Source organism: Rummeliibacillus sp. GQ308 (assembly GCF_059759115.1).
In genome coordinates this window covers 220,927-244,168 of sequence record NZ_JCAXDQ010000001.1, presented here as the reverse complement: position 1 = coordinate 244,168, position 23,242 = coordinate 220,927, and the positions used below count along the sequence as shown (strand labels likewise).

At 38.8% G+C, this 23,242-nt stretch carries 22 protein-coding genes and 2 other annotated features; of the genes, 6 read left to right on the top strand and 16 right to left on the bottom strand.

All coding sequences use genetic code 11. From position 1 onward, the window contains the following. Nucleotides 1–357 precede the first annotated feature (357 nt). Entirely contained in the window at nucleotides 358–843 is a 486-nt protein-coding gene (locus AC6CHJ_RS01265; RefSeq protein ID WP_498287032.1) for a sigma-70 family RNA polymerase sigma factor, read from the top strand. A gap of 129 nt (nucleotides 844–972) precedes the next feature. On the opposite strand, the gene AC6CHJ_RS01260 is transcribed toward AC6CHJ_RS01265, so the two are convergent. From AC6CHJ_RS01260 to AC6CHJ_RS01220, 9 genes are all read right to left on the bottom strand, one after another. Then, the gene (locus tag AC6CHJ_RS01260; protein WP_158512616.1) at nucleotides 973–1,128 is read right to left on the bottom strand and encodes a YwzD family small protein; all 156 of its coding nucleotides are present in this window, start codon (nucleotides 1,126–1,128) and stop codon (nucleotides 973–975) included. Nucleotides 1,129–1,463: 335 nt separating this feature from the next. Beyond that, nucleotides 1,464–2,069, bottom strand: a complete 606-nt coding sequence (locus AC6CHJ_RS01255) for an alpha/beta hydrolase (protein ID WP_498287031.1) — start codon at nucleotides 2,067–2,069, stop codon at nucleotides 1,464–1,466. A gap of 40 nt (nucleotides 2,070–2,109) precedes the next feature. After that, nucleotides 2,110–2,718, bottom strand: coding sequence for a flavin reductase family protein (locus tag AC6CHJ_RS01250; protein ID WP_498287030.1), 609 nt, complete (start codon nucleotides 2,716–2,718; stop codon nucleotides 2,110–2,112). Between the two features lie 23 nt (nucleotides 2,719–2,741). Further along, a complete protein-coding gene (locus AC6CHJ_RS01245) occupies nucleotides 2,742–3,680 on the bottom strand; it encodes a ring-cleaving dioxygenase (RefSeq protein WP_498287029.1) in 939 nt (312 codons plus the stop codon). 21 nt (nucleotides 3,681–3,701) lie between these two features. Then, on the bottom strand, nucleotides 3,702–4,322 hold the full coding sequence (locus AC6CHJ_RS01240) for a nitroreductase family protein (RefSeq protein ID WP_498287028.1): 621 nt from the start codon (nucleotides 4,320–4,322) through the stop codon (nucleotides 3,702–3,704). 137 nt (nucleotides 4,323–4,459) lie between these two features. Continuing rightward, nucleotides 4,460–5,053 (bottom strand): NADPH-dependent FMN reductase, encoded by a 594-nt coding sequence (locus AC6CHJ_RS01235; protein WP_498287027.1) that lies wholly within the window; start codon nucleotides 5,051–5,053, stop codon nucleotides 4,460–4,462. Nucleotides 5,054–5,065: 12 nt separating this feature from the next. Continuing rightward, entirely contained in the window at nucleotides 5,066–6,049 is a 984-nt protein-coding gene (locus AC6CHJ_RS01230) for a ring-cleaving dioxygenase (protein ID WP_498287026.1), read from the bottom strand. Between the two features lie 127 nt (nucleotides 6,050–6,176). Then, nucleotides 6,177–6,704, bottom strand: coding sequence for a YceI family protein (locus tag AC6CHJ_RS01225; protein WP_147195327.1), 528 nt, complete (start codon nucleotides 6,702–6,704; stop codon nucleotides 6,177–6,179). Between the two features lie 380 nt (nucleotides 6,705–7,084). Continuing rightward, a complete protein-coding gene (locus tag AC6CHJ_RS01220) occupies nucleotides 7,085–8,080 on the bottom strand; it encodes an LLM class flavin-dependent oxidoreductase (protein WP_066791788.1) in 996 nt (331 codons plus the stop codon). 193 nt (nucleotides 8,081–8,273) lie between these two features. After that, nucleotides 8,274–8,497 (top strand) — a binding site (T-box leader). A 56-nt stretch (nucleotides 8,498–8,553) separates the two neighbouring features. Then, nucleotides 8,554–8,778, top strand: a binding site (T-box leader). 48 nt (nucleotides 8,779–8,826) lie between these two features. On the opposite strand from AC6CHJ_RS01220, the gene thrS reads away from it, so the two are divergent. The 3 genes from thrS to AC6CHJ_RS01205 all read left to right on the top strand — a co-directional run bounded on the left by thrS (nucleotide 8,827) and on the right by AC6CHJ_RS01205 (nucleotide 12,825). Further along, a complete protein-coding gene (thrS, locus tag AC6CHJ_RS01215; RefSeq protein ID WP_498288497.1) occupies nucleotides 8,827–10,740 on the top strand; it encodes a threonine--tRNA ligase in 1,914 nt (637 codons plus the stop codon). A 434-nt stretch (nucleotides 10,741–11,174) separates the two neighbouring features. Then, nucleotides 11,175–12,125, top strand: a complete 951-nt coding sequence (locus AC6CHJ_RS01210) for a nuclease-related domain-containing protein (protein WP_498287025.1) — start codon at nucleotides 11,175–11,177, stop codon at nucleotides 12,123–12,125. A 214-nt stretch (nucleotides 12,126–12,339) separates the two neighbouring features. Continuing rightward, complete coding sequence (locus AC6CHJ_RS01205; RefSeq protein WP_498287024.1) at nucleotides 12,340–12,825, top strand: tetratricopeptide repeat protein; 486 nt, start codon at nucleotides 12,340–12,342, stop codon at nucleotides 12,823–12,825. Nucleotides 12,826–12,906: 81 nt separating this feature from the next. Here AC6CHJ_RS01205 and AC6CHJ_RS01200 read toward each other — a convergent pair whose 3' ends face one another. The 5 genes from AC6CHJ_RS01200 to AC6CHJ_RS01180 all read right to left on the bottom strand — a co-directional run bounded on the left by AC6CHJ_RS01200 (nucleotide 12,907) and on the right by AC6CHJ_RS01180 (nucleotide 20,296). Continuing rightward, nucleotides 12,907–15,111, bottom strand: coding sequence for a glucosaminidase domain-containing protein (locus tag AC6CHJ_RS01200; RefSeq protein WP_498287023.1), 2,205 nt, complete (start codon nucleotides 15,109–15,111; stop codon nucleotides 12,907–12,909). A gap of 125 nt (nucleotides 15,112–15,236) precedes the next feature. Continuing rightward, nucleotides 15,237–16,799 (bottom strand): glucosaminidase domain-containing protein, encoded by a 1,563-nt coding sequence (locus AC6CHJ_RS01195; RefSeq protein WP_498287022.1) that lies wholly within the window; start codon nucleotides 16,797–16,799, stop codon nucleotides 15,237–15,239. A gap of 245 nt (nucleotides 16,800–17,044) precedes the next feature. Then, nucleotides 17,045–18,592: a glycosyltransferase gene (locus tag AC6CHJ_RS01190; protein ID WP_498287021.1), complete on the bottom strand. Its 1,548-nt coding sequence runs from the start codon at nucleotides 18,590–18,592 to the stop codon at nucleotides 17,045–17,047. Nucleotides 18,593–18,652: 60 nt separating this feature from the next. Further along, nucleotides 18,653–19,450, bottom strand: a complete 798-nt coding sequence (tagH, locus tag AC6CHJ_RS01185; RefSeq protein ID WP_249775297.1) for a teichoic acids export ABC transporter ATP-binding subunit TagH — start codon at nucleotides 19,448–19,450, stop codon at nucleotides 18,653–18,655. 24 nt (nucleotides 19,451–19,474) lie between these two features. After that, nucleotides 19,475–20,296 carry an ABC transporter permease gene (locus tag AC6CHJ_RS01180; RefSeq protein WP_066791781.1) on the bottom strand — a complete coding sequence of 274 codons (822 nt, stop codon included), beginning with the start codon at nucleotides 20,294–20,296 and terminating at the stop codon, nucleotides 19,475–19,477. Nucleotides 20,297–20,704: 408 nt separating this feature from the next. Between AC6CHJ_RS01180 and AC6CHJ_RS01175 the strand changes: the two genes are divergently transcribed. Together AC6CHJ_RS01175 and tagD are read left to right on the top strand one after the other, a co-directional pair. After that, complete coding sequence (locus AC6CHJ_RS01175) at nucleotides 20,705–21,862, top strand: CDP-glycerol glycerophosphotransferase family protein (protein ID WP_392995354.1); 1,158 nt, start codon at nucleotides 20,705–20,707, stop codon at nucleotides 21,860–21,862. Between the two features lie 25 nt (nucleotides 21,863–21,887). Beyond that, a complete protein-coding gene (tagD, locus tag AC6CHJ_RS01170; RefSeq protein ID WP_392995356.1) occupies nucleotides 21,888–22,274 on the top strand; it encodes a glycerol-3-phosphate cytidylyltransferase in 387 nt (128 codons plus the stop codon). Between the two features lie 97 nt (nucleotides 22,275–22,371). Here the strand turns inward: tagD and AC6CHJ_RS01165 are convergent, their stop codons facing one another. Together AC6CHJ_RS01165 and AC6CHJ_RS01160 are read right to left on the bottom strand one after the other, a co-directional pair. Continuing rightward, on the bottom strand, nucleotides 22,372–22,560 hold the full coding sequence (locus AC6CHJ_RS01165; protein WP_498287020.1) for a hypothetical protein: 189 nt from the start codon (nucleotides 22,558–22,560) through the stop codon (nucleotides 22,372–22,374). A 247-nt stretch (nucleotides 22,561–22,807) separates the two neighbouring features. Continuing rightward, complete coding sequence (locus AC6CHJ_RS01160; RefSeq protein WP_498287019.1) at nucleotides 22,808–23,164, bottom strand: hypothetical protein; 357 nt, start codon at nucleotides 23,162–23,164, stop codon at nucleotides 22,808–22,810. Nucleotides 23,165–23,242: the final 78 nt, after the last annotated feature.

Genomic DNA, 23,242 nt, shown 5'->3' with positions numbered 1-23,242 from the left:
ATTCCTTCAAATTTCAATTTTCACTAATCGGATTTATTCAGCAGTCATGTGTACGTTTTCTGTTGAAGATTTTCACTACAACCCCCTTCTACTTTTGATAATTTTTTATGATATAAGATTTGAGTAATTATTTTATTTATATAGTAAAAAGATGATTTTTCTATATTTCTATATTTGCATAGAAAAAAGTTCATTTTTGTCGTTTACGGCTTCCATTCGGATCGTTTGGAGCCCGTAAACGACCTTTTTGGCGTGATTAATCGACAGAATGGCTTTTGTACATCTTTCTGAAAAGATTCTATTCTGAACTCACCTAGGAATAACCCGTTGTGCACAATGAGAATTGAGAAATCAAATATGTATCAATTTGAAGAAGTCCTGACGAAATACGAACCGATGATTTCAGCATCCCTCCGAAAGTGCAGAATCTACAAAAACCATGAACAATATCGCCAAACTGCTCGCATTGCCCTCTGGCAGGCGTGGCAAAAATATGAAAGTGCACAGGGAGACTTTACCCCCTATGCTTATAGGTGCATTCATGGCAGTATTTTAGATGAATTAAAACGAGAGATTCGTTATGAGGCGCACTATCAACCTGAGGAAGACTCCCAGTTGGAGACATACTTGCCTATGAAGTTGGACAATGAAATAGCTAATGAATTGGAAGGTTTATTGAATAACCTGGAGGAACATGATCGGCAATTTCTCATAGATTACTATATAAGAGGGTTCAATTATGAAGAACTTTCGGGGAAGTATGGTACTAGCATCGTTGCCTTAAAAAGGCGGCGAGGTCGGTTAATTAAACGAGTTCGGGAAAATAATACTGTTAAGATTTAAGGCATAAAAAAGGCACCTTTGACAAGTTTGTTAAGGGTGCCTTTTATGTTGATCTGTTTATAGGGAGTGTTTGGGGTAAGTGCAATTGGCGAATTTTCGAAAAGTTGCATGAAGTTATACTAAGTATCATTAGCCTTGCGTATTTGCTACCCATAGGACGTCCTTCATCTTATCCGCTAGCTCTTGTACTAAATCTGAAGCTGAGAGTGTACCCTCTTCATTTCCTCTTTGGTAACCGTATAATAAGATTTCTTTGAACTTCATTTGCATTTCTTCTTGTGACATATGTCTTCCTCCTCTAAATTTTATTCATAAAGAGGAGATACCCGATGTTTTGTATAGGTAAACTTTTTTGAAGAATTTTTTTGTTTAATGAAAGTTAATTATTGATAGCAAAATCTGTGAGTTTTGCTGACGGAAAGAAGGCAGGGACTTAATTTGTCTTTTTTCGTGAGTAAACTTCTTCTCAGCGGCAGTAAATTAGATGAGTACGGTAGTAAACGCCTCGTGAGCGGTTGTATTTCTAGTAGGAACGACAGTAAATTTTAAAAAGCCTCTAACCTACTAAATGGATCTCGTTCATTTAGTAAGCTAAAGGCTATAAGATAGTATTATTTTTTCTAACCTAACTTCAAATACCATTCTTTTGCGCTTTCCACTTCACCCATTGTTAATTGGTGACCTCTATTTTCCCAATGAAGCTCAACGCTAGCACTAGCTTGTTGTAGTAGCTGTTGTAATTCTTTCGTCTCTTCAGGAGAGCAGATCGGGTCGTTTGTTCCGGCACCGATAAATACAGACGTATTTGCTAGGTCTGGTAAAGTGATGCCTCTTCTTGGCACCATTGGGTGGAACAGGATGGCTCCTTTTAAGGCTTGTTGGTAGTGAAATAGCAGGCTGGCTGCAATATTGGCTCCGTTTGAGTAGCCGATGGCAATGATGTTATCTCGATCGAAGTCGTATTTTTCTGCTGCTTCATCTAAAAACTCATTTAATTCATTCGTGCGGAAGATTAAATCCTCTTCATCAAATACCCCTTCAGATAATCGACGGAAGAATCTTGGCATGCCTTGTTCTAGGACATTCCCTCTAACGCTTAATACGTTAGCTTCATCATCTATGACTCCTGCTAATGGCAGCAAATCAAGTTCATTCCCGCCGGTACCATGGAGCATTAAAAATGTTGGTTTATTCGGGTTGGTTCCTTTATTAAAAATGTGTTTCATGTTGCAACCTCCTCTTGTGTCCTTTTACTAGTAACCAAAGCTATTTTGGTCTTTCTATTTCAAACATCTCACCAATTTTAGCATAGGATTGGCCTGCCAATCTGCTAACGGCCGCTAATCCTCTAGGATTGATTCTTCCTTTTTCATAAATAGCCTCTTCTATATGAAATTGAACGATTCTACCAATGATTAGGTCACAGCCTGGCTCGTCTGTGCCACCTAACTCTAAGGCTTGCTCAAGTACACATTCCATACGGACCTTTGATTCTTTAACTCCTGGCACCGTAATCTTTGTACTTTCCACAGGCGTTAAGTTTGCTAGCTCTACTTCACTTTGTTCGGGTGGCAGGCTAGCTGCGGTTATATTAACCTTATCTACATTGTGTTCATCCACAATATGAACAACAAACTCGTTTGCTTCCAATATGTTTCGAGCTGTGTCCTTCATTTTCCCATTGGCTCGTTGAATCGATAGGGATATCATAGGCGGATTAGATGAAACAATATTAAAGTAGCTGAATGGAGCTCCGTTCAGAACTCCATCTTGCGTAAGGGATGTAACAAATGCAACCGGCCTAGGGATAATGCTTCCTGTCAAAAATTTATAATTTTCTCTTTCAGACATTGTTTCTGGGTCAATCGATCGCATCGTCATCATTCCTTTTATATGATTTAATCTAGCTCTCTCACTTCAATCGGAATTAATCTCCGCTCCATGCCTGCTCTATAAGGTTCAAACTGTTCAGGCAGCATTAATTTTTCACCCATTGTTTCTGGTGACTCATCATGTGCAAATCCTGGAGGATCTGTTGCAATTTCAAACAGGATTTCGCCGTGTTCTCTGAAGTAGATGGCATTGAAATAATTCCTGTCTCGAACCGGTGTTACGCCATACCCATGTTGGGAGATATATTTTTGCCAATCTAATTGGTCCTCGTTATCAATGGCACGCCATGCAATGTGATGTACTGTTCCGACACCCATAATTCCACGGCCATTTGTTGTTAGTTTCAGGTCGATAACATTCCCGATATCAGCGCTAGAACGGAAACGAATATAGTCTCCCTCTTGCCCTACTACTTCGAGGCCCATGATTTCTTCGACTAACTTAGATGTCTCGCTTGGATGTGTGGAATAAAGTGTAGCTCCGGCAAATCCTTTGATCGCAAATTGTGGTGTGATTTCTCCGGTAGTCCATGTATTTGTTTCCCCTGCTTCTCTTTCAACTAGCTCTAAGTGTAAGCCATGCGGATCATCAAATGCTAGGACTTCTTCTCCAAAGCGTTCCATCACTGTATATTGTACATTAAATTTAGCCAGTCTTTGTTTCCAAAAAGCCATAGCCCCCTGCGGAATAGCATATGCTGTTACTCCAACTTGTCCGTCACCAATTTCGCCCTGCTGTGCATTTGCCCAAGGGAAGAACGTAATGATAGTGCCTGGTTTTCCACCTTCATTACCAAAATAAAGATGGTAAGTAGCCGGATCATCAAAATTGACTGTTTTTTTCACTAAGCGTAATCCTAATACACCTGCATAAAAATCTACGTTTTCTTGTGGGTGGCCTACAATGGCTGTAATGTGATGAATACCCATTGTTTTTTTGCTCATTTTACTCACTCCAATTCTTTATTAAACGATGGTGACGAACTCATTCACGGGCTTGCGATAGCCTCGAGGTTGTCTGCTCGCTACTTTTTCTTTTCCTAGTGTAATCATTAACGCTACCTCGTATTGATCACTGATATTCAGGATTTCTTTTACTTTATCCTCTTCAAATCCAATCATCGGACAAGTGTCCCACCCTTTTTCTTTAGCTGCCAGCATAAACAGCATAGAAGATAAGGAAGCATTTCGAATGGCTTCATCTCTTTGGAATGAAGGTCCTCTTGTTTCATACAAATCAACGGTACCTTCTACTGCAAAGTCATATTCTTGTTTATTTAATATACCCAGCATCAATAATCCTTCATTAATTTCTGCTGCTTTTTTATAGGCTTCTTTATCGCCCAATACCAAGATGACAGCTGATGCACTATGAACCTTATACTGCCCATTAGCAGCCTTTCTTATTTCCTCTTTTACCTCTGGGTCTGTCACAACTACATAATGCGTGTGTTGAAGATTGAAAGCTGAAGGTCCGAGCTTTACTAGACCAAATATTTCATCTAACTCTTCCTGTGAAATCTCATAACTCGGAAGAAAGTTGCTTGCCGATCGTCTTTCCTTTACCAACTGTGTGAATTCTGTCATCTCCATATCCCCTTATCTGTCTCTTTTCTCATAACGACTGAGCACATCCATCAACTTGTTTGATGTGATTTGCTCAATTTTCATGATGAACATATACATGCGCATTTCGCTGCGCATGTATATGAATGATAAAAAGATTAACGAATTGTAAACAATGCTTTTGACCAAGGAACGACTTGATCTAACATTTGATTCACTGATTCTTCTTGAACAGCTTTTGGTTTGAAGTCTGTACCGTTTTCGAAATCTGTGAACAATGATAGTGCTGGGTGTACACGAACATCCGCTACAAGCAATTCACCTAAGATGCCGCGTAGGTGTTCTGCTGCACGAGCTCCGCCAACTGAACCGTATGATACGATACCAGCTGCTTTGTTGTTCCATTCTTCACGAAGATAGTCTAGTGCATTTTTAAGTGAACCAGTAATAGAGTGGTTGTATTCTTGTACGATAAATACAAAGCCATCTTGTGCTGCAATCGCTTCTGACCATGCAGCTGCGCCTGATGCATCTCCGCCTGCTTCCCCTAGCAGTGGCAATTTGTAATCTGCAATATCAATGATTGTGTAGTTTGCGTCATCGCGTTTGTCTGCGATTTCTTTTACCCACGCACCTACTTGTGGACTTACACGTCCTTCACGAGTTGATCCTAAAATAATACCGATATTTACTTTTGTCATTGTTTCTTCCTCCTCTTGTTTTGTACCAAATAATTTAGACATAAATCCCATGATTTCACTTCCCTATAAATATTCCTTTTCAAATGCTCGAGTACTGCGCACTGTATCAATAGGTCTTACAATTTTTTCAATTTCTTCGCGCTTTGGCTCAAAGAATGGCGGCAATGATAGTTTTTCACCAAGTGTTTCATATGGTTCATCCCCCATGAAGCCAGGACCATCTGTTGCTAATTCAAATAAAACGGAAGGGGCAGCATTTGTATAAAGAGAACCAAAATAGTAGCGTTCTACATAGCCGGAGTTTGGCAATTTATATAACTCTAAACGTTGTTGCCAAGCATCCAAGTCAGCTCGGTCATTCACTCGGAATGCTGTGTGATGGACTGTGCCATAGCCTTGTCGAGCTTGAGGAAGCACGGTGTTCATTTCAACGATTACTTGAGCCCCGTTTCCCCCTTCACCCATTTCGAATAGTTTGAAGGAGCCTTCTTTAGCGACTTCTTTCATGAAGAATACTTCCTCTAACAGTTGTTTGAAGTAGTCAGCGAAAGAAGTCCGGACAAAAATTGGTCCTAATCCAGTAATCGCATATTCAAGTGGCACCGGCCCATTTTGCCAAGGTGTCCCTGCTGGCACTCCCGCGTTTAACTCATCTGATATGAGCTGATAATTTTGGTCGTCAAAATCGACGAATGACAAAGTTTTTTTGCCAAACTGTTCTTGGATGCCTGTATGTCTCACTTCAAATTTATCAAAGCGTTTTACCCAATAAGCTAATGCCTCATCCTTTGGAACCCGGAAAGATGTTTTAGAAATTTCATTTGTGCCATGCACCCCTTTTGGAATGCCTGGGAAATCAAAGAATGTCATATCTGTTCCTGGGCTGCCGACATCATCTGTGAAGTACAAATGATAGGTTTGGATATCATCTTGGTTCACTGTTTTTTTCACTAATTGAAGACCTAATACGTAAGTGAAGAAATCATATATTTTTTCTGCACTGCTTGTTATAGCTGTCACGTGATGTAGTCCTTTAAGTGCGTCCATGAAATACCCCTCCCATATAATTATCTTGAATTCGAGATATTGTTTTAAAAAAATGCTTTTGAGCTTTTGTTTGGTAGATGATGCTGAACTTATATCAACTAAATTCAGCATCATTCACAGGCTTTTATTATGCAGCTGGGTTAATTTCTAATTCTACTTTGATTTTGATGTCTTTACCTACTAGTACGCCACCTGTTTCTAGTGCTGCGTTCCAAGTTAAGTCGAATTCTTCACGGTTGATTTTTGTTTCCGCTTCGAATCCGTACACTTCTACGCCCCATGGGTTTGTACCTTTACCGCCGTATTCTACGTCGAATGTTACTGGTTTTGTTACGCCTTTGATTGTTAAGTCACCAGTTACTTTGTAGTCATCGCCGTCTTTCACGATGTTTGTAGATGTAAAGTCGATAGTTGGGTTGTTTTCTGCATCGAAGAAATCTGCTGATTTCAAATGATTGTCGCGATCTTCGCTATTTGTGTTAATGCTTGCTACATCAAATTTGAATGCAATTGTTGCTGTTGTTAAATCTGTTAAATCTGCTGCTTCTACATCTGCAGTATAAGAATCAAATTGTCCTCTTACTTTTGAAACCATCATGTGTTTTACTTCAAAACCTACTGTTGAATGTGATTGATCTACTGTCCATTTTGCCATTTTAAATCTCCTCCATTGTTTATAATCTGAAAATACTAACTGTCTCGAAATCGAGATATATATTAAAAAAATAATAGACTTAAAACAAATATCTTTAATTCGAGATAATCTTCTCATGAAAACAAACTCTTGTCAATACTCTTTTTAAAACTTATTTACTTTAATCAAATTTAGCATAATAAAAACCCGCAGCAATCTTGGTAAGGCAATGAATGTTAGTGAAGCGTTTCATGATATTGAAGGGAAATAGATGCGATTTTCTGAAGGCGAGCGGTAGCCCACTTTAATATTTATTTCCACTTCAATAAAATTATTCATCAAAATCTCAATGAATTACTTCTCTTTTACATGTGCCCTATTTATGCATGCGGGTCTCTTATTTAATCCAATAATTCTTTTGCTAATAGTGTGTAGCTTTGTTTTCGACTTTCGATGCTGAATTGGTTGCAATTGAACATCGCTTCGTCAAAGCCATATTGCTCTTGATCTCGACGAATAATATCGCCTACTTCCTTCGGTGTTCCGACTAGATGCAATTTGCGATTTTCTTCAATCATCATTTTGTCCATTTCAGTTAATGGATAGTCTTTTGCTTCTTCTGGTGACAAGGTTTGGATTAAGTTGCCTTGCATCAGCTGTAGTCTAGAAATATCAATCGGCATTGCTAAGAATTCTGCTTCTTCTTTTGTTTCTGCTACAGTTGTCGCATATGTCACCAGAATTTCTGGTGTTTCCATAAAGTATGAAGGCTCGAAATTAGCGCGATATGTGTCGAAGATTTCTCTCGTCATTCCACCATTGAAGAATTGAGCAAAGGAGTAACCCATTCCCATGCGACCTGCTCGTACGGCACTATTACCAGTCGAGCCTAATAACCATGCTTCAGGAAGTTCTACGCGCGCTGGTGTCGCCACGACTGAATCATAGACAGAGATGCCTGGTTTTTGATCGTTCATCAACTTAAGTGTTGTTTCAATTTCTTTATATTGATCCGTCATCTCAGGTCGTTTACCTTTTGCCATCGCATAAATAGCATAAGTATCTCCGCCTGGTGCGCGTCCAACGCCAAAGTCGATGCGGCCAGGTGACAGTGCGCTTAATGTTTTGAACACTTCCGCTACTTTTAATGGTGAGTAATGCATCATCATGATGCCGCCTGTGCCGATACGAATACGGTTTGTTTTAGCAGCCAAGTGAGCCGCTGTTACTTCAGGCGCAGAGCTTGCAAGCGATTGCCCGTTATGATGCTCCGCCATCCACATACGGTGATAGCCTAGCTCTTCACCAAGAATCGCCAATGTTTCGCTGTTTTTTAAAGCCTGTGCCGGTTTAGCCCCTTTTGGTATCGGCGCTTGATCTAGAATAGAGAGTCTCATATTACTCATCCTTCCCTTTTTCATCTATCTGTGTAAATGTGATATTTATACGTCATAATGCTAGCGGAAGTTTAAGGGGATGTAAAATGATTGGATTGGTGAGGAAGTTAAGACAATAAATTGTTCATAATTAAAATAGGTGTTGCTAAATAGTAATAATTATCATAATATATATAATAATTTAATTCTTGATGAAGAAGCGCTGATAAGGACATGAATTGCTTTTACGGTTTACAGAGAGGGAAGTTTTGCTGAAATCTTCCTAACGCAGGAGAGTAATTTACCACCTTTGAGCTGTATCGGGGAATCTAGTATCCGGTACCGTCTATGCTACGTTACAGCACCAAAGCCATAAGTTGTTTTCTAACTTATGGGAAGTTGGGTGGAACCACGGGTTAAAACGTACTCGTCCCTTTATTAGGGATGCGTGCGTTTTTTTGTATTTAACAGGATTCCATTGATTGAGATAAAAATTAAAAGCGATGATGAGGACATGAATTATTTTTACGGTTTACAGAGAGGGAAGTTTTGCTGAAATCTTCCTAGCTTAGGAAAATAATTTACCACCTTTAAGCTGTATTGGGGAATGTAGTATCCAATACCGTCTATGCTACGTTACAGCACCAGAGCCATAGGCTATTCTTTAGCGTATGGAAAGTTGGGTGGAACCACGGGTTAACAACACACTCGTCCCTTGTTTAGGGATGCGTGTGTTTTTTTATTATAAAAAAGGAGTGTTTAACATGATGAATGATCAATTTATAAAAATTCAGTTTCCAGATGGCAAAAAACAGCAATACGATCGAGGCGTAACACTAACAGATATTGCCCACTCCATTAGCCCAAGTCTTTCTAAAAAGACAATTGTCGGTTATGTAAATGGGATACCTACAGATGTAGCACGTCCAGTTACAGAAGATGTACAGATTTCCTTATACGATGCAGCTTCAAAAGAAGGAATAGCAGTGGTTCGCCATTCAACAGCCCACTTATTGGCACACGCATTAAAACGTATATATCCTTCTATTCATTTTGGAGTTGGCCCTGTCATTGAAGATGGTTTTTATTACGATGTGGAGCTGGATTCCCCTATCACTCCAAGTGATTTACCTCAAATAGAAAAGGTTATGAAACAAATCATTAATGAGAACTTGGAGATGAATCGAAAGGAAGTTTCACGCGAGAAAGCTAAACAATTATTTGCGCATGATCCATTAAAGCTTGAGTTGTTAGAAGACATTCCACAGGATGAAACAGTTACTGTTTATGAACAGGGTGACTTTTATGATTTATGCCGGGGTCCTCATATACCTTCTACAGGTAAGGTCCAGAATTTTAAACTAACAAAAGTGTCTGGGGCATATTGGCGAGGCGATAGTAATAATAAAATGCTTCAACGCATTTATGGTGTCGCTTTTGCAACAAAGGATGAGCTACGTGACTATTTTGTCTTTCTAGAGGAAGCGGAAAAGCGAAATCACCGTAAACTTGGAAAAGAACTTGAGTTATTCATGTTCTCAGAGGAAGCACCCGGCATGCCATTTTATCTGGCAAATGGCCAGATTATACGGAATGAGCTCGAGTCCTTTTTACGAAATTTACAGGCTAAGTATGATTATAAAGAGGTGCGAACTCCACTCATGATGAATCAGAGATTGTGGGAGCAATCCGGTCACTGGGATCACTACAAAGAAAATATGTACTTTACTCAGGTTGATGAACAAAACTTTGCCTTAAAACCGATGAACTGTCCTGGACATATGCTCATCTTTAAAAATGAACGACATTCCTATCGTGATTTGCCTATTCGCATGGCGGAATTCGGGCAAGTTCATCGACATGAATTCAGCGGTGCCTTAAATGGTTTATTACGCGTCAGATCATTTTGCCAGGATGATGCTCATATTTTCGTTACACCAGAACAGATTGAAGATGAAATTACTCTTGCGTTAAAAATCATCGACCATGTGTATAAAGTATTCGGATTTGAATATGAAATTGAATTATCGACACGCCCAGAGGATTCAATGGGCAGCGAGGAACTGTGGAATCGGGCTGAAACAGCTTTAGAAAACGTACTAAATAACTTGGGGTATCCTTACAAAATCAATGAGGGCGATGGTGCCTTTTATGGCCCCAAAATTGATATTCACATAAAAGATGCCATTCAACGCAGCCATCAATGCGCTACAGTGCAACTCGACTTCCAGCTACCAGAGAAGTTTGATTTAACATATATAGACAAACAAAATGAAAAAGCTCGTCCGGTGGTCATTCATCGCGCAGTATTCGGTTCCATCGATCGTTTCTTAGGCATTTTAATTGAACATTTTGCAGGAGCCTTCCCTGTTTGGCTCGCTCCTACACAGGTACAAATTGTTCCCGTCTCTCAGGTTCACCTAGATTATTGCTTCAAAATCCAATCTCAGCTGAGACAATTAGGGGTACGAGTTAAAATTGACGATGACGAAGAAAAATTAGGCTATAAAATAAGAAGAGCACATATGCAAAAGATCCCTTATATTATTGTGCTTGGTGATGAAGAGTTAAAAGAAAACGCAGTAAATGTTCGGAAGCACGGAGAAAAACAATCAATCAGTATACCATTTAAGGATTTTAAAGAAAATATTGTAAAGCAAATAAATGACCGCAGCATTTAAAATAAACAAGGGAGAACCTTATATTGGTCCTCCCCTTGTGTTTAATCGGGATGATAATTGGATATTACCGCGAATGGAAGGTATCTTCAGGACTTAAATTGTTCTTTTTTGGGAGTAAACTACCTGAGAGCGGTTGTAAAATTGGTATGAACGGTAGTAAAAGTGTTCGTAGCGGTTGTAAATCATCAGAGAACGATAGTAAGCATCAATTTCAATTACTTTTCTTCCTCTCCTTTTAAATAACTCTCTGAAGATATTTTGCATAAAAAATTTTCAACTACAATAGTTAGCCGATAATCAACATTATCTATATTTTTTAAGTATGCTTTTCTATTTTGTATGTTTATTTGATGGTTGTAGCATTTGCGGCCATTTTACACATATTTCTTCTTATTATATACTCGTTTAAACAATTGAGTTTGGGAGTGATTTTTATGTTGATTAAACCTTTTGCACCCACCCATTATTTAGATGCCTTGCGAAAACTGAGTGATCGGTTATCTGCGACTCATCCTTTGAAACAGGAATTGGAGAGGCAATGGAGAAGTATAGATGCTGGCGATTTAGGAGAGAAAATTATAGTTGATACGCTTGGTCAGTTGCATCCATCTGAAAAGTATTATGTATTTCATAACTTATCTCTTGTATTAGAATCTAAAATACAAATAGATATTTTACTGTTAACTGCAAATTTTGCAGTTGTTTTTGAGGTAAAGAATATCAAAGGAACGATAGAATTAAGACAAAATCCTCGACAATTGGTGCGCCATTTATCAACAGGTGAATCACATGCATTTCCTAGTCCAGAACCCCAACTGGAAGAATACATCCACCAACTCAAAGTTTACTTTTCACACAACCATATCAATCTCCCCATCTACGGTGCGGTGGTCTTCCCCTTTTCATCAAGCTACATTGAACGAACTTCATCAGCCACTACTCTTCTTTTAAAAAACGATATTAAACCATATGTTCGAAATCTACCGTTACAAAAAGAACCTTTGTCTCCCCGGCAGCTAGAAAAACTCGTCTATTCCTTATCGAAACAGCATACTGATTATAATCCTTATCCATTGTTGAAGAGATATAACCTTTCGAGAAAGGACGTTTTGAACGGAGTAGCTTGTCCAAACTGCCGTAAATTGTACATGCGAAGAATAAATATGCATTGGTACTGTACCTATTGCCATCACACAAGCCGCGATGCTCATGTGCAGGCTATCTATGACTATTTTGCTTTGATTGATTCCTCTATTTCTAGTTTGGAATGCTATCAATTTCTAGGTTTGGCAAATTCGAGACAAGCCTACCGCCTATTAAGTCAGATGAAGCTTCAGAAAATTGGTAAGTTTAAAGATGCCCGCTACATACCCGATTATCAATAATCTTCTTCCTTTGCCTTCGGTATCCTACCACTAATTAAGAGTATCTTAGGACTTAAATTGCTCTATTTCGTGAGTTAACTAGTGAAGAGCGGTGGTAAATCAGATGGGAGCGTCTGTAAAAGCCATAGCAGCGGTTGTAAACCCACAGGCTACGGTAGTAAAATTTAAATGTTCAAACTTCAAGATAATGAAGCCAAATATTTCGGAGGTTCAGATGAAAACAGAATTGAACAAAGCATTAGATTTAAGAAAGAGTGGAGAATATAAGGCATCTAATGAACTTTTCTTAAAACTTGTATTGAACTATCCTGACGATGCTGTCTTAAACTATCAATGTGCTTGGAGTTTTGACCTTTTAGGTGACGAAGTGAATGCTATTCCTTACTATGAAAAAGCTATTCAGTTGGGATTACCTTCAAAGGATTTAGAAGAAGCATACATAGGCTTAGGTAGCTCCTATAGAACCATAGGAGAATATGAAAAATCCAAAGATGTCTTTCTACAGGGAATCGAAGCTTTCCCAACTAGTCAGGTACTCAAAACTTTTTATTCCATGACGCTATATAATTTAAATGAACATAGTCAGGCAATGGAGATATTATTAAAGTGTTTAATACAGACGACTAATGATGAAGAAATTCTTAGTTACAAAAAAGCTATTGAATTATATGCTGGCCAATTAGATCGGATTTGGGACTAATTGATAGTATGGGATGGCAATCGCCATCCTTTTTGCTTTTTAAAACATTAAAAACTCCGCCTGTCATAGGCGGAGTTTTCTCTAAAACTTCGTAATAATAGTAGAGCTAATCCAAGCTTTGGTTGTAGTGCCTGGAATGTAAAGCTGATACCATGTTGTGTTGCTTTCGTCTTTTTCAGTGACTGGTTTGTTTTTGCTGTCTAAGACGAGTTTGAAATACGTTTCGTCATTTAGTTTAGTTAAAATTTTTGAGCCTTTTGTTGTTGGTTTGTCGCGGACATTGCAGCCGTCTCCGTTCGTAACAGCTAGGTTTTGGATATCGAGGCTTTCGCTGCTTACCCATGCTTGGTCCGTAGTTTTTCCATTGGCATCTGTATATTGAATGCGGAACCAGCGTGCTTTGAACTTTCCATTTTCTTTAATATCCTTGACGTCTGAATTATGGCCAAGCAGTGTAATGCTCTTGCCTTTTGCCAGCGTGCCTAGTAGACGCGTTTTAGATGGGTAAGGCATTGTATAAACTTCCGTCGTTGCAATTGTTGTTGCCTTAATGCCTTTATCAAATGTTTTAAAGATACTTGGCTGTGGCATATTGGCAGGAATAATATGATCGTATGTTTTATTCACTGGTGCCGGTACTATTGTGCTGATTGGCTGCGCAGCATAGTAGCTAGAGTTGTATGGCTTCATTTCTTCCATAATGCGTGTAATGGTGCGTCCCCAGTTTTTATCTGTCGCGTATCGAACATTCATGCCAGCCACATTAACACCATTATTATAGACGCCGCCAACCCTTAAATAATTTTGATAAATTTTTTCTGCATAATAAGCAAGACCTTCTTTTCCTGAAGGGAAGTATAGCGCACATGTAAATGGCGCAGAATCATATGCTTGATAGCCAAAGAAGTTGTTTTTGTATTGAGAGATTTGCGAGCTTCCCCACCCTGTCTCAACGATTGCATGCGCGAACATAAATTGTGCACTAATGCCGTACTCTTTTTGAATTTCCAAGAAAGCAGGAATCATTTTGTAAAGAGTGGCTGAAGTGATTGCAGTACCTTTTTTCTTAATTAAGTAATTTTGCATTTCACTCTGCGTGATGTTAGATGTTTTGCGCAGGTTTTCTGCTATATAGTTATTGCCTGCTTGTTCAAGATTGATCCAAACGGTTTTACCGCCGATCGAACCTTGGTAATATGTTTTGCCGTTTACTACCTCTACCTTTTTAGCTGTGAAAGCTTTCGCACGGTAGGCATCAAGATCCTTATGGACAACGTTATTTGTATCGCCATCAGAGATATTATAGGCTGCACCGGAGCCTGTTAGGTACAGTTTCAGGTTAGTTGTGCTTGATGATGTGATATTTTTCAGATTCAATTGGCCTTCTTCTACCCAGCCGATTGGTTTTGAGTCGCGGCTAATTTGGTAGTAGGTTTTGCTTTTGATAATTGCTTTCTTATAAACATAGAAGTTTTCGTTGCTATAGCTGCTTCCTAGTTCGGCATCTACTAACTTAGTTGGATCTTGATAGATTTTGGCCGTACTTTTTAAAGAACCAATTTTTTCAACAGCTGTTGTTTCAAAAGAAGGATCTTCCTTTGGTGGCTCAACTGGTTTAGTAGGTTCAGTCGGTTTGGTTGGTTCTTCTGTTTTAGGGGGTTCGGTTGGCTTTGGTGTTTCCGGTTTTGGGACACTTGTTGTTGGTTTTGTTGTAGTGACCTGATTGTATTTAAGCCAGACCGTTTGGCCATTTAATTTGCCACTGTACCATACGTCATTGCCAACTTTTTCGGTTGTTTTGGGTTGGAACAGTGTATTTTTGTCTTTGGTGAGAGTTGTAAACATAACATTACGCTCGTCTCCCCAAGGTCTTGTATACGCTTTGCCGTTCCCTTTCACATAACGTTTAGTTGTGCTATTTTTAGCAATCGTATGAGTTCTCGTTGTAATATCTTTCGATTTAACCCACCCAACAGTTGGTTTGCTCGGATCTTTGTAATTACTTATTAAAAAGTACGCTGTATCCTTGTAAATGGCTTTCTTATTTATATAAAACGTCAGGTGGAGCTGCTTAGCGCTTGTTGTCCCCTTTGTAGCTGTTGGTGTTGGATAGATGATGGCTTTCGCAGTTTTAATTCTGCCAAGTCGGCTTGTTTTGCCTTGTTTTACTTTTGCTTTGACAGTCGTTTTAGCATCCGCTTGAATAGTAGGAATGGCCGTTGTAACAGTCGTTGCAAGGATAGCTGCAGAAATCATCGAAGCAGCTAATGTTTTAGGAATCGGCATATAAAACTTCCTTTCTAGTAAAATCATGGATTTTTACTAACTATATCATGATTTTTATGAATTTAATAGATAGTAGATTGTGTCAAAATAAAAACGAGGTTCCAGAGAAGGAACCTCGTTACTTTTTAGTTGAACATTTGCAGGTTAGAGCTTTTAATCCATAATTTTTTCGTAGAGCCTGGTTTGTAGATTTGATACCATTTTACTTTTTTCTTGTCTGTTTTTGTGACATATTTATTGTCTTTTTTGACAAGCTTGATCAACGTATTCTTATTAACTGAGGCAACTTGTGTGTACTTGTCATTTTGAAGTGTTGTCTGATTGTTGGTAAAACCTAAATTCGCAACCGCAATTTGGTCACTTCTGAGCCAGCCTTGTTTGCCGCTGTAATCAATGCGATACCAGCGCACCATTTTACCTTTGGTATTTTTGAAGTCACGGACATCTGTGTGGTAGGCCTTTAATGTGATAGCCTGTCCTTTTTTATATGTGCCGTATTGTGCTGAGTAAACATATGGCAGGCTATAGATTTGAGCGCCTTCAGTTACATCCACTTTCGCTTTAATCTCCTCCGGCATTGTTAGGAATTGATCCGGCTGTGGTTTACCTACCGGAATAACGTTATCGTATTCTTTTGGCTCTTTAAAAACAACTTTACTAGCTGTTGTCTTACTGTAATAGCTGCTGCTATACGTTTTCATTTGAGCCATTAAATTGGCAATCTTATCGCTCCATTGCGGGTCTGTTGCATACCGGACGTTCATACCAAGCAGTGTCGGACCGTTGTAATACGCGCCAGAGCTTGTTAGATAGTCTCGATATATTTTATAGGCATATGCGCTAAGTCCAGCCTTGCCCGACGGGAAATATTTCGCGCAGGTTAATGCACAGGTATCATAGGCTTGATAGCCAAAATAATTGTTTTTATATTGGGAAATGGTTGAACTTCCCCAGCCTGTTTCTAAAATAGCATGTGCCAGCATAAACTGCGCATTAATTCCCGCTTCTTTTTGTAGCGTAACGAAAGTCGGGGCTAGCTTGTACAATACATTATTCGGTAATTTCCCTTTACTGATTAAGAAGTTTTGCATTTCTTTCGCTGTAACGTTTGATGGTTTTCTAAGGTTAAGTGATGTGTATGGGTTTGTTTTGAGCGCACTCGTTGAAACCCATACAGTTTTTTTGTTCAATGTACCTTTGTACCAAAGAGTGCTGCCAATCTTTTCAATGCGAGTAGCTTTGAATTCTTTTGCACGAGAGCTACTGAGTGAGGATACTTTGTTCTTCGTTGTACCCCATGGCATGTTATAGGAGTTGTGCGTCCCTGCTATGTATGCTGTCGTCTTCTTGGTGCTTTGCAGGATGCGTTTATGGCGTGTGATGTCTTTTGTCGCTAACCAGCCAACTTTAGTGTTGCCTTGGGAAAGCTGATAGTACGTTGTTTTGCCAATCTTTGTTTTGCTGTTGGCTTCATATGTTTTACTCGTATGTGTCTTCGTAGCTAGCTTGAAGCTTTTGAGCTTCGTTGGATTGCTATAAATTTTGGCTGACGTCGTTTTGATACGAGCAACTTCCTGAGTTTTTGTTGTCTTGTATGCAGTTTTTGCACCTGCGGGTACTTGCATAGTGATGGTGATGCCGAGGATAAATGTTAGGAATAGAAAAAATCCTTTTGCAGTTTGATTCATGAGTACTCCCTTCGGTGAATGTTTTAGATATGGCTATTGTAACCGAAAATGGAAGCTTTTTAAACAGTAAGTAGTGACTTTTGTTGCTTAAAGAAGGAAAAAAGACTTAAATTATTCAATTTCGGTAGTAAATTTCCGGGGAACGGTTGTAAATCTGATGGCAACGGTTGAAAATTTTCCAGGAGCGGTTATAAAGCCCACGACACTAGCAATAAATGATGGCACCTACTAAAAAAACCATCGCCCTAAAGCAATGGTTTCTGTTTATCTTCTTCAATTGTGTTCTGAATTAGTTTCTTCCAGTTTTCATAGAAGCTTTGCGGTGTATATTGTTCTTTCACTAATTGCTGAGCATTGTTGCCCATTCGTTGTCTGTCTTCCGGATTATCAAGCAATATTTTGATACGATCGGCTAATGCCTCCATATCACCATCTTGTACAAGATAGCCGGTTTCATCATTTTGGATGAGTTGAGCTGGTCCGTAATTGGTGTCATAAGCTACAACAGGTGTACTATTGGCGAATGCTTCGAGAATACTTTGGACAAAACCTTTCGCTTCTGCCGTAACGAGTGAGACAGCTGATTTCGCGTAGACCGCATCAGTATCTTGAACAGGTGCTTTTAGTTTGACACCGTGAGCGACTTTAAGCTTTTTAATTAATTTCTTCAGATTGTCTTCTTCTTCGCCCGCACCATAAATTTCAAGCTTCGCGCCTGGTATGTCACGCGCAACCTCCATGAATGCTTCGATCGCTTGGCCAATACGATTTTCTTTCGTAAAATCTGCGATCATCGATACAAGCAGCGAATTTCTTTCATTTTTAGCGCGTGGTATTTCAACACTTGGTGAGATAACATGGATATTGCCTCTGTTGCCGATCTCTTTGTGCAAGTCCAGCTGTTGCTGTGAAGTCGGTACAACGATTGGATAACCTTTAGAAATAATATCAAGTATTGGCTTCGTTGTTTTACTGTAGTCACTGCCCAATGTGTAAGGCGCTTCAAAATGATTTTGGTGTATGTTATAAATTTTATAAGCTAAATCATCATCAAGCTGAATAACACGATTGACAGTTAACGCGCCGTCTACAATGATGACAGGCTTCACGACTTCTGTCCGGCACAGCTCCTCAAGCCAGTAAATTTGAAAGTCTTTCCGATTCGAAAAGTCCTCCGCTTTTTTATGAGCAGGATCATATAGGAAAAGTGCTTGCTGCTTATCAGTTTTATAATTGAACCAATTGGTGCAGTAACAAAAGCCATCTGGTGTAAAGAAGCGCTCTTGATTCTTTTTATTATTGGCTGGGTGGAACAAAGTCTCGCGGATTTTGTAGCCCTTCGGATTGTACTCTTCTCTTCGGATTCGTACGCGGTTCTCATCGAAGTAGTCGATGAATTTCAGAACGCCATCCTCATCCCATTGCTTATATTTGAAATAACTGCCGTTTTGGAAATAACGTGCAAATGTATCCCCATCCTGTACCCAATAGTCGCCCTCATATTTTTTGATATTTTGTTCATATTGCGCTTTTTGAGCAGAGGACACTTCTTTAGACGAGAACTTTTGTCTGTAATAATCAAAGACGTTTAACACTTCAACCTCTTTTTTAAGCCAGCCCGAAGCATAAAGCTTTTTTATAATCTCATCATAATTAATTTTGAAGTCCATTGTCAGAATGACTGGGCGATAATCATCATTTGCAAAAAGGGATGCCCGCTGTAATAACTCCTTTGTTGTGTCATCCAGCGTATCGCTAATGCCCCATGTTGTCATAAATACTGTTCTTTTCATTGAGTTCACATCCTTTTAAGGTGAAACACGGACCGAGTTTTAGCCTCGATCCGTGAAAAACTACTTGTTGTTCTGTTTGCGGCGATTGGCCAATTTATCGCGGAAAGCCTTTTGATCTGCAGGCGAAAGTTTATGATATTTCTTAATGAATTCAGAGTAGTTTTTCATGACAATATTAGTCGGTCCAAATTCTCGTAAGTGGCCGCCTTCAATCCAAGCAATCTTCGTACAGAAGCTTCGAACCTGCGAAAGATTATGGCTGACAAAAAAGATGGTCTTCCCACGTTTTTTGTATTCATTCATCTTGGCAAGTGATTTGTCAGCAAAGGTTTGGTCCCCCACCGACAGTGCTTCATCAATGATCAATATATCAGGGTCTGCGGTTACACTTATGGCAAAGCCAAGTTTTGATTTCATCCCGCTAGAGTATTTTTTTACTGGCTGGTAGATAAAGTCCCCAAGCTCTGAAAACTCGATAATATCTGGCAAGACTTTTGCGATTCTTTCTTTGCTATAGCCCATCAGCAAGCACTTGAATTCGATATTCTCAATGCCTGTCAATTGATTGTTCAGACCTGCATTGATAGCAATCACATTGACTTCTCCATCGACGATCACCTCGCCTGATGTTGGCGGCACGATACCGCCGATAATATTAGATAGAGTCGATTTGCCGGAGCCGTTGATGCCTACCAGGCCTACGACATCCCCTTTTTCGACTGCGAAGGAGATGTCTTCTATTGCATTAAAATCAGAACCTGATTTTCCAGGCAACACAAGATCTTTCAGCTGTTCGCCCTTGGTTTTATACATACGATAAGTTTTAGTTACATTTTTAATAATCACGGATTCCGCCATGGTAATTCTCCTTTTAATACATTTTTAGATAAAGTCAGAGAAGCGGTTTCTGAATTTAAAGTGCGCTGTTGAACCGATTAACAGAAGGAATAGTATTAATCCCCAGTTGTATAATGTCAGCTGCCAGTGTTCTACAATGTACCAGTCATTATATAAAAGCGAGGCTCTGTAGCCATTAGCTAGATAATAGAATGGGTTAAGCTGTAAAATACTTTGAATCCAGTGCGGCATCGATGTAGAACGATCCCATAGAATAGGCGATAAGAAGAACATCGCTTGTAATAGTGACTGTATCAGCATTTGAATATCCCGTACAACAACAGTAAGGGTTGATGTCACGAGTGTTATCGCAAATGCGAGAATATAGCTCATCAGCAAGAAATAAATTAGCTGTATATAATAGATGCTTGGGTAAAAGCCTTTAATCCAGAACACAATCATAATGAGACCGACAAGCGCTAAGTGGCCATAATATCTCCCCATGATGATATAGCTCGGCAATACGGATAATGGGAAATTCATCTTGGCGACCATCGTATATTTTTGATAAATGGCCTTTGATCCGTTTAAGATCGCCTTATTGATGAAGAACCACATCGATATCCCTGCAAGCATCCAGTAGATATATGGTATTTCTGAGTGGCCGTTTGAGATATTCTCTCTTCCTCGCATCCCAAAGCCGAAGACGAACCAGTACATCGCCATTTGAATAGCTGGATTAAGTATTTCCCATGCAAAACCTAGATAGTTGTTTTGATTGTCGATGCGCAACTGAAATTTAGCCAAGCGCATTATTAAATAAAAAGAATGGTATTGTTCTTTTATAATTTTTATAAGTGCTCTCATTTCGTTAATTCCTCAATTTCGTGGTTTTGATTTCCTAAATGAATGCTGCTATGCCCCCTTTTTCATGCCTTTTTCGCTTACGCTACAATGCTAACGCTAGCGGCAATCGAAGGTTCCACAATACACCAATTCATTTATATTTATTAAGAAAAATACTTCAACATAGTATAACATATTAATGGAAAATATTCCGTTAGCGCAATAACATCTTTTTGTGAAATTTGTCATGCGGTATTTTTTAGAAAAAGTCGGCAAAACTATGCTATAATCAGTAATTATACAGAGAAACTTCAATCAGTTTGTATTATACATTCTCTGATTGTTGCAAGTTATTAAAGCCGCATTTATTGATTTGTGGCATAGACCTGCCAATGCAGGATAGATCGTTTTTGTAGATTGGGTGAATGAATGAGAAAAGAATGGTTAATTGAACTATTTTTATTTATAAATAAATGTATTTTTGGACTATTTAATCTATTTCCTATAAAGAAGAAGATTGTATTTATATGTGATTTTGGAGATAACGCACGCTTTGTAGCAGATGAGCTGACAAGGCGCGGTGAAAGAAGTTTCATCGTACTGCGTACTGCTAAATGTAAGGAAACATTTAAAGGGACAGGAGCCCAAGCGATACTAACGTTTAATCCAACCAATATGGTGGATTATGTGAGGGGTCTTTATCATTTGGCGACAGCTCGGACCATTTTGATTGATAATTATTTCCCAGTTCTCAGTGTGACAGATTTCCGACCGGATGTGGAATGTATTCAGCTATGGCATGCAGCAGGTGCTGTGAAGAAGTTTGGTATGCAAGATGCGAGCGTGTTGTTCCGTTCTCCCGCTGCTGTACGACGTTTTAGACGAGTATACAATCGGATGAATCGGGTGGTAGTGGGCTCAGACGAGATGGTACCGATTTTCAAATCTGCCTTTGAGATGAAAGACGGCCAGTTTTTACGGTTAGGCATTCCTCGCACAGACTTTTTCTATGACTTGGATGCTATGGAAGCGGCGAAAATTGCGATATTCAAGCAATATCCTGACATGATCGGCAAACGTATTATTCTTTATGCGCCTACTTTCCGCGATCAGCAGCTTAATGCGCAAAGTATTCCTTTAGACTTTGAGGATATCATCAACCAACTTGGCGAAAATTATTTATTGATCATTAAATTGCATCCGGCTGTAGCACAAAATGTGGCGGCGATGAATCATCCGCAAATCATCTCTGTAAAAAATGATGTGCCCATTAACGAATTGCTGTGTGTGGCGGATTGCGTCATCTCAGATTATTCTTCGATTCCATTTGAATATGCTCTCCTTGGAAAGCCACAAATCTTTTATCCATATGACTTGGAGAAGTATGAGATGGAACGCGGTTTTTGGACAAACTATGAAGAGCTTGTCCCAGGGCCTGTCGTATCAACTGATGATGAACTTGTCTATGTACTGCAAAATAATGTATTTGACCTTGAACGTATTCAACGATTCTCTGCTTCGTGGAATCAATTCTCGGATGGACATGCAAGCAGCAAGCTAGTCGATTATTTGCTGGCACGAAATTAGTTGCGCATTGAATGGAGGTCTTACTGTGAAACGAATCATTACATATGGGACATTTGATCTTCTCCATGTCGGCCATATTAATATTTTACGACGAGCAAAATCGCTTGGTGACTATCTTGTCGTAGCCATATCGACCGACGAATTCAATGCCCTCAAAGGCAAACAAGCATACTACAGCTACGAGGATCGAAAAACCATCCTCGAAGCAGTCCGGTATGTGGATGAAGTCATCCCTGAAAACACATGGGACCAAAAAATTGACGATGTTAAAACACATCGGATTGACACATTTGTCATGGGCCATGACTGGGAAGGCAAATTTGACTTTCTGAAAGACTATTGTGAAGTGATATACCTTCCCCGAACAGAAGGCATTTCTACAACGAAAATAAAAGATGATTTAACGAACTAGTAACTGCAGAGGTGACTCTGCAGTTTTTTGTTTGGTTTCAGGTTCTATAGGGAGCAGCGTTTCTGTTTCTGCTCATTAATTTTTTAATATTTTGGTGTTAATTTATTAAGTTAAAAATAACCATTAGGAAGATTGAAAGTATAAAATAGCCAACAATCATAAAACCTATAAATTTTAACGGTTTAGGTAATCTGTTTATTTTAGCATTATCAGTACCCAATGCATTTCCTTCTATTTTATTGAAATGGTCAATGACATCATTAAAAGGCTGTTTTTTATCTTCCATAGTGAATTAATCGCTCCCTTTCTCAATTTCCCCATATTTTATATGATTAACTTTTCATATTATTTGTGAGTTAATAACCAAAGTAAACTGCAGAGCCGACTCTGTAGTTGGTTGTTTCTTTACATATTATTGAGAAATAGAAGCCATAAAAATCATATTATTTTCTAATGAACTTTAATCTTTTATTCAGATCCCCAAAAAAAGCCTAAATACGCAAAAACAAAAATAGCTAATGAATTAGATTATTCTACTCCTGAGTGTTTTTTTTATAATCCTTGAAAAACTTACCTAATATTAATAAATATAATATCCAAATAACATATCCAGTAGGATTCAAGCCATGCTGAGAACGTCCACCCAACAAATAAGAAATAACAATTAAAGCCATCATACACGTAGCATTTAAAACCTCTACTAACGCTTCTTGTTTTTTATCTATTTTCCATTTAGACTTTTCATTTTTAGAACAATAATTATTCAATAATAGAATTACTACTAACAAAATAAGTGATACGAATATAAAATTACTACCTCGTACAAAGAAATCTAAAAGTATTATAAATGCTAAAGTTATATGGAACATATAAAAAGTGATCCTTTCCAAAAACACACTTCCTCTTCACACATGGTATCTATATTAGTTAATAATACCAATATTGAAAGGATGAGTAAATTGAAAAAT

Coding starts and splice junctions, on each gene's coding strand:
- AC6CHJ_RS01265 (WP_498287032.1), top strand. CDS start 358: ATGTATCAATTTGAAGAAGTCCTGACGAAATACGAACCGATGATTTCA.
- AC6CHJ_RS01260 (WP_158512616.1), bottom strand. CDS start 1,128: ATGTCACAAGAAGAAATGCAAATGAAGTTCAAAGAAATCTTATTATAC.
- AC6CHJ_RS01255 (WP_498287031.1), bottom strand. CDS start 2,069: ATGAAACACATTTTTAATAAAGGAACCAACCCGAATAAACCAACATTT.
- AC6CHJ_RS01250 (WP_498287030.1), bottom strand. CDS start 2,718: ATGCGATCGATTGACCCAGAAACAATGTCTGAAAGAGAAAATTATAAA.
- AC6CHJ_RS01245 (WP_498287029.1), bottom strand. CDS start 3,680: ATGAGCAAAAAAACAATGGGTATTCATCACATTACAGCCATTGTAGGC.
- AC6CHJ_RS01240 (WP_498287028.1), bottom strand. CDS start 4,322: ATGACAGAATTCACACAGTTGGTAAAGGAAAGACGATCGGCAAGCAAC.
- AC6CHJ_RS01235 (WP_498287027.1), bottom strand. CDS start 5,053: ATGGGATTTATGTCTAAATTATTTGGTACAAAACAAGAGGAGGAAGAA.
- AC6CHJ_RS01230 (WP_498287026.1), bottom strand. CDS start 6,049: ATGGACGCACTTAAAGGACTACATCACGTGACAGCTATAACAAGCAGT.
- AC6CHJ_RS01225 (WP_147195327.1), bottom strand. CDS start 6,704: ATGGCAAAATGGACAGTAGATCAATCACATTCAACAGTAGGTTTTGAA.
- AC6CHJ_RS01220 (WP_066791788.1), bottom strand. CDS start 8,080: ATGAGACTCTCTATTCTAGATCAAGCGCCGATACCAAAAGGGGCTAAA.
- thrS (WP_498288497.1), top strand. CDS start 8,827: ATGAATGATCAATTTATAAAAATTCAGTTTCCAGATGGCAAAAAACAG.
- AC6CHJ_RS01210 (WP_498287025.1), top strand. CDS start 11,175: ATGTTGATTAAACCTTTTGCACCCACCCATTATTTAGATGCCTTGCGA.
- AC6CHJ_RS01205 (WP_498287024.1), top strand. CDS start 12,340: ATGAAAACAGAATTGAACAAAGCATTAGATTTAAGAAAGAGTGGAGAA.
- AC6CHJ_RS01200 (WP_498287023.1), bottom strand. CDS start 15,111: ATGCCGATTCCTAAAACATTAGCTGCTTCGATGATTTCTGCAGCTATC.
- AC6CHJ_RS01195 (WP_498287022.1), bottom strand. CDS start 16,799: ATGAATCAAACTGCAAAAGGATTTTTTCTATTCCTAACATTTATCCTC.
- AC6CHJ_RS01190 (WP_498287021.1), bottom strand. CDS start 18,592: ATGAAAAGAACAGTATTTATGACAACATGGGGCATTAGCGATACGCTG.
- tagH (WP_249775297.1), bottom strand. CDS start 19,450: ATGGCGGAATCCGTGATTATTAAAAATGTAACTAAAACTTATCGTATG.
- AC6CHJ_RS01180 (WP_066791781.1), bottom strand. CDS start 20,296: ATGAGAGCACTTATAAAAATTATAAAAGAACAATACCATTCTTTTTAT.
- AC6CHJ_RS01175 (WP_392995354.1), top strand. CDS start 20,705: ATGAGAAAAGAATGGTTAATTGAACTATTTTTATTTATAAATAAATGT.
- AC6CHJ_RS01165 (WP_498287020.1), bottom strand. CDS start 22,560: ATGGAAGATAAAAAACAGCCTTTTAATGATGTCATTGACCATTTCAAT.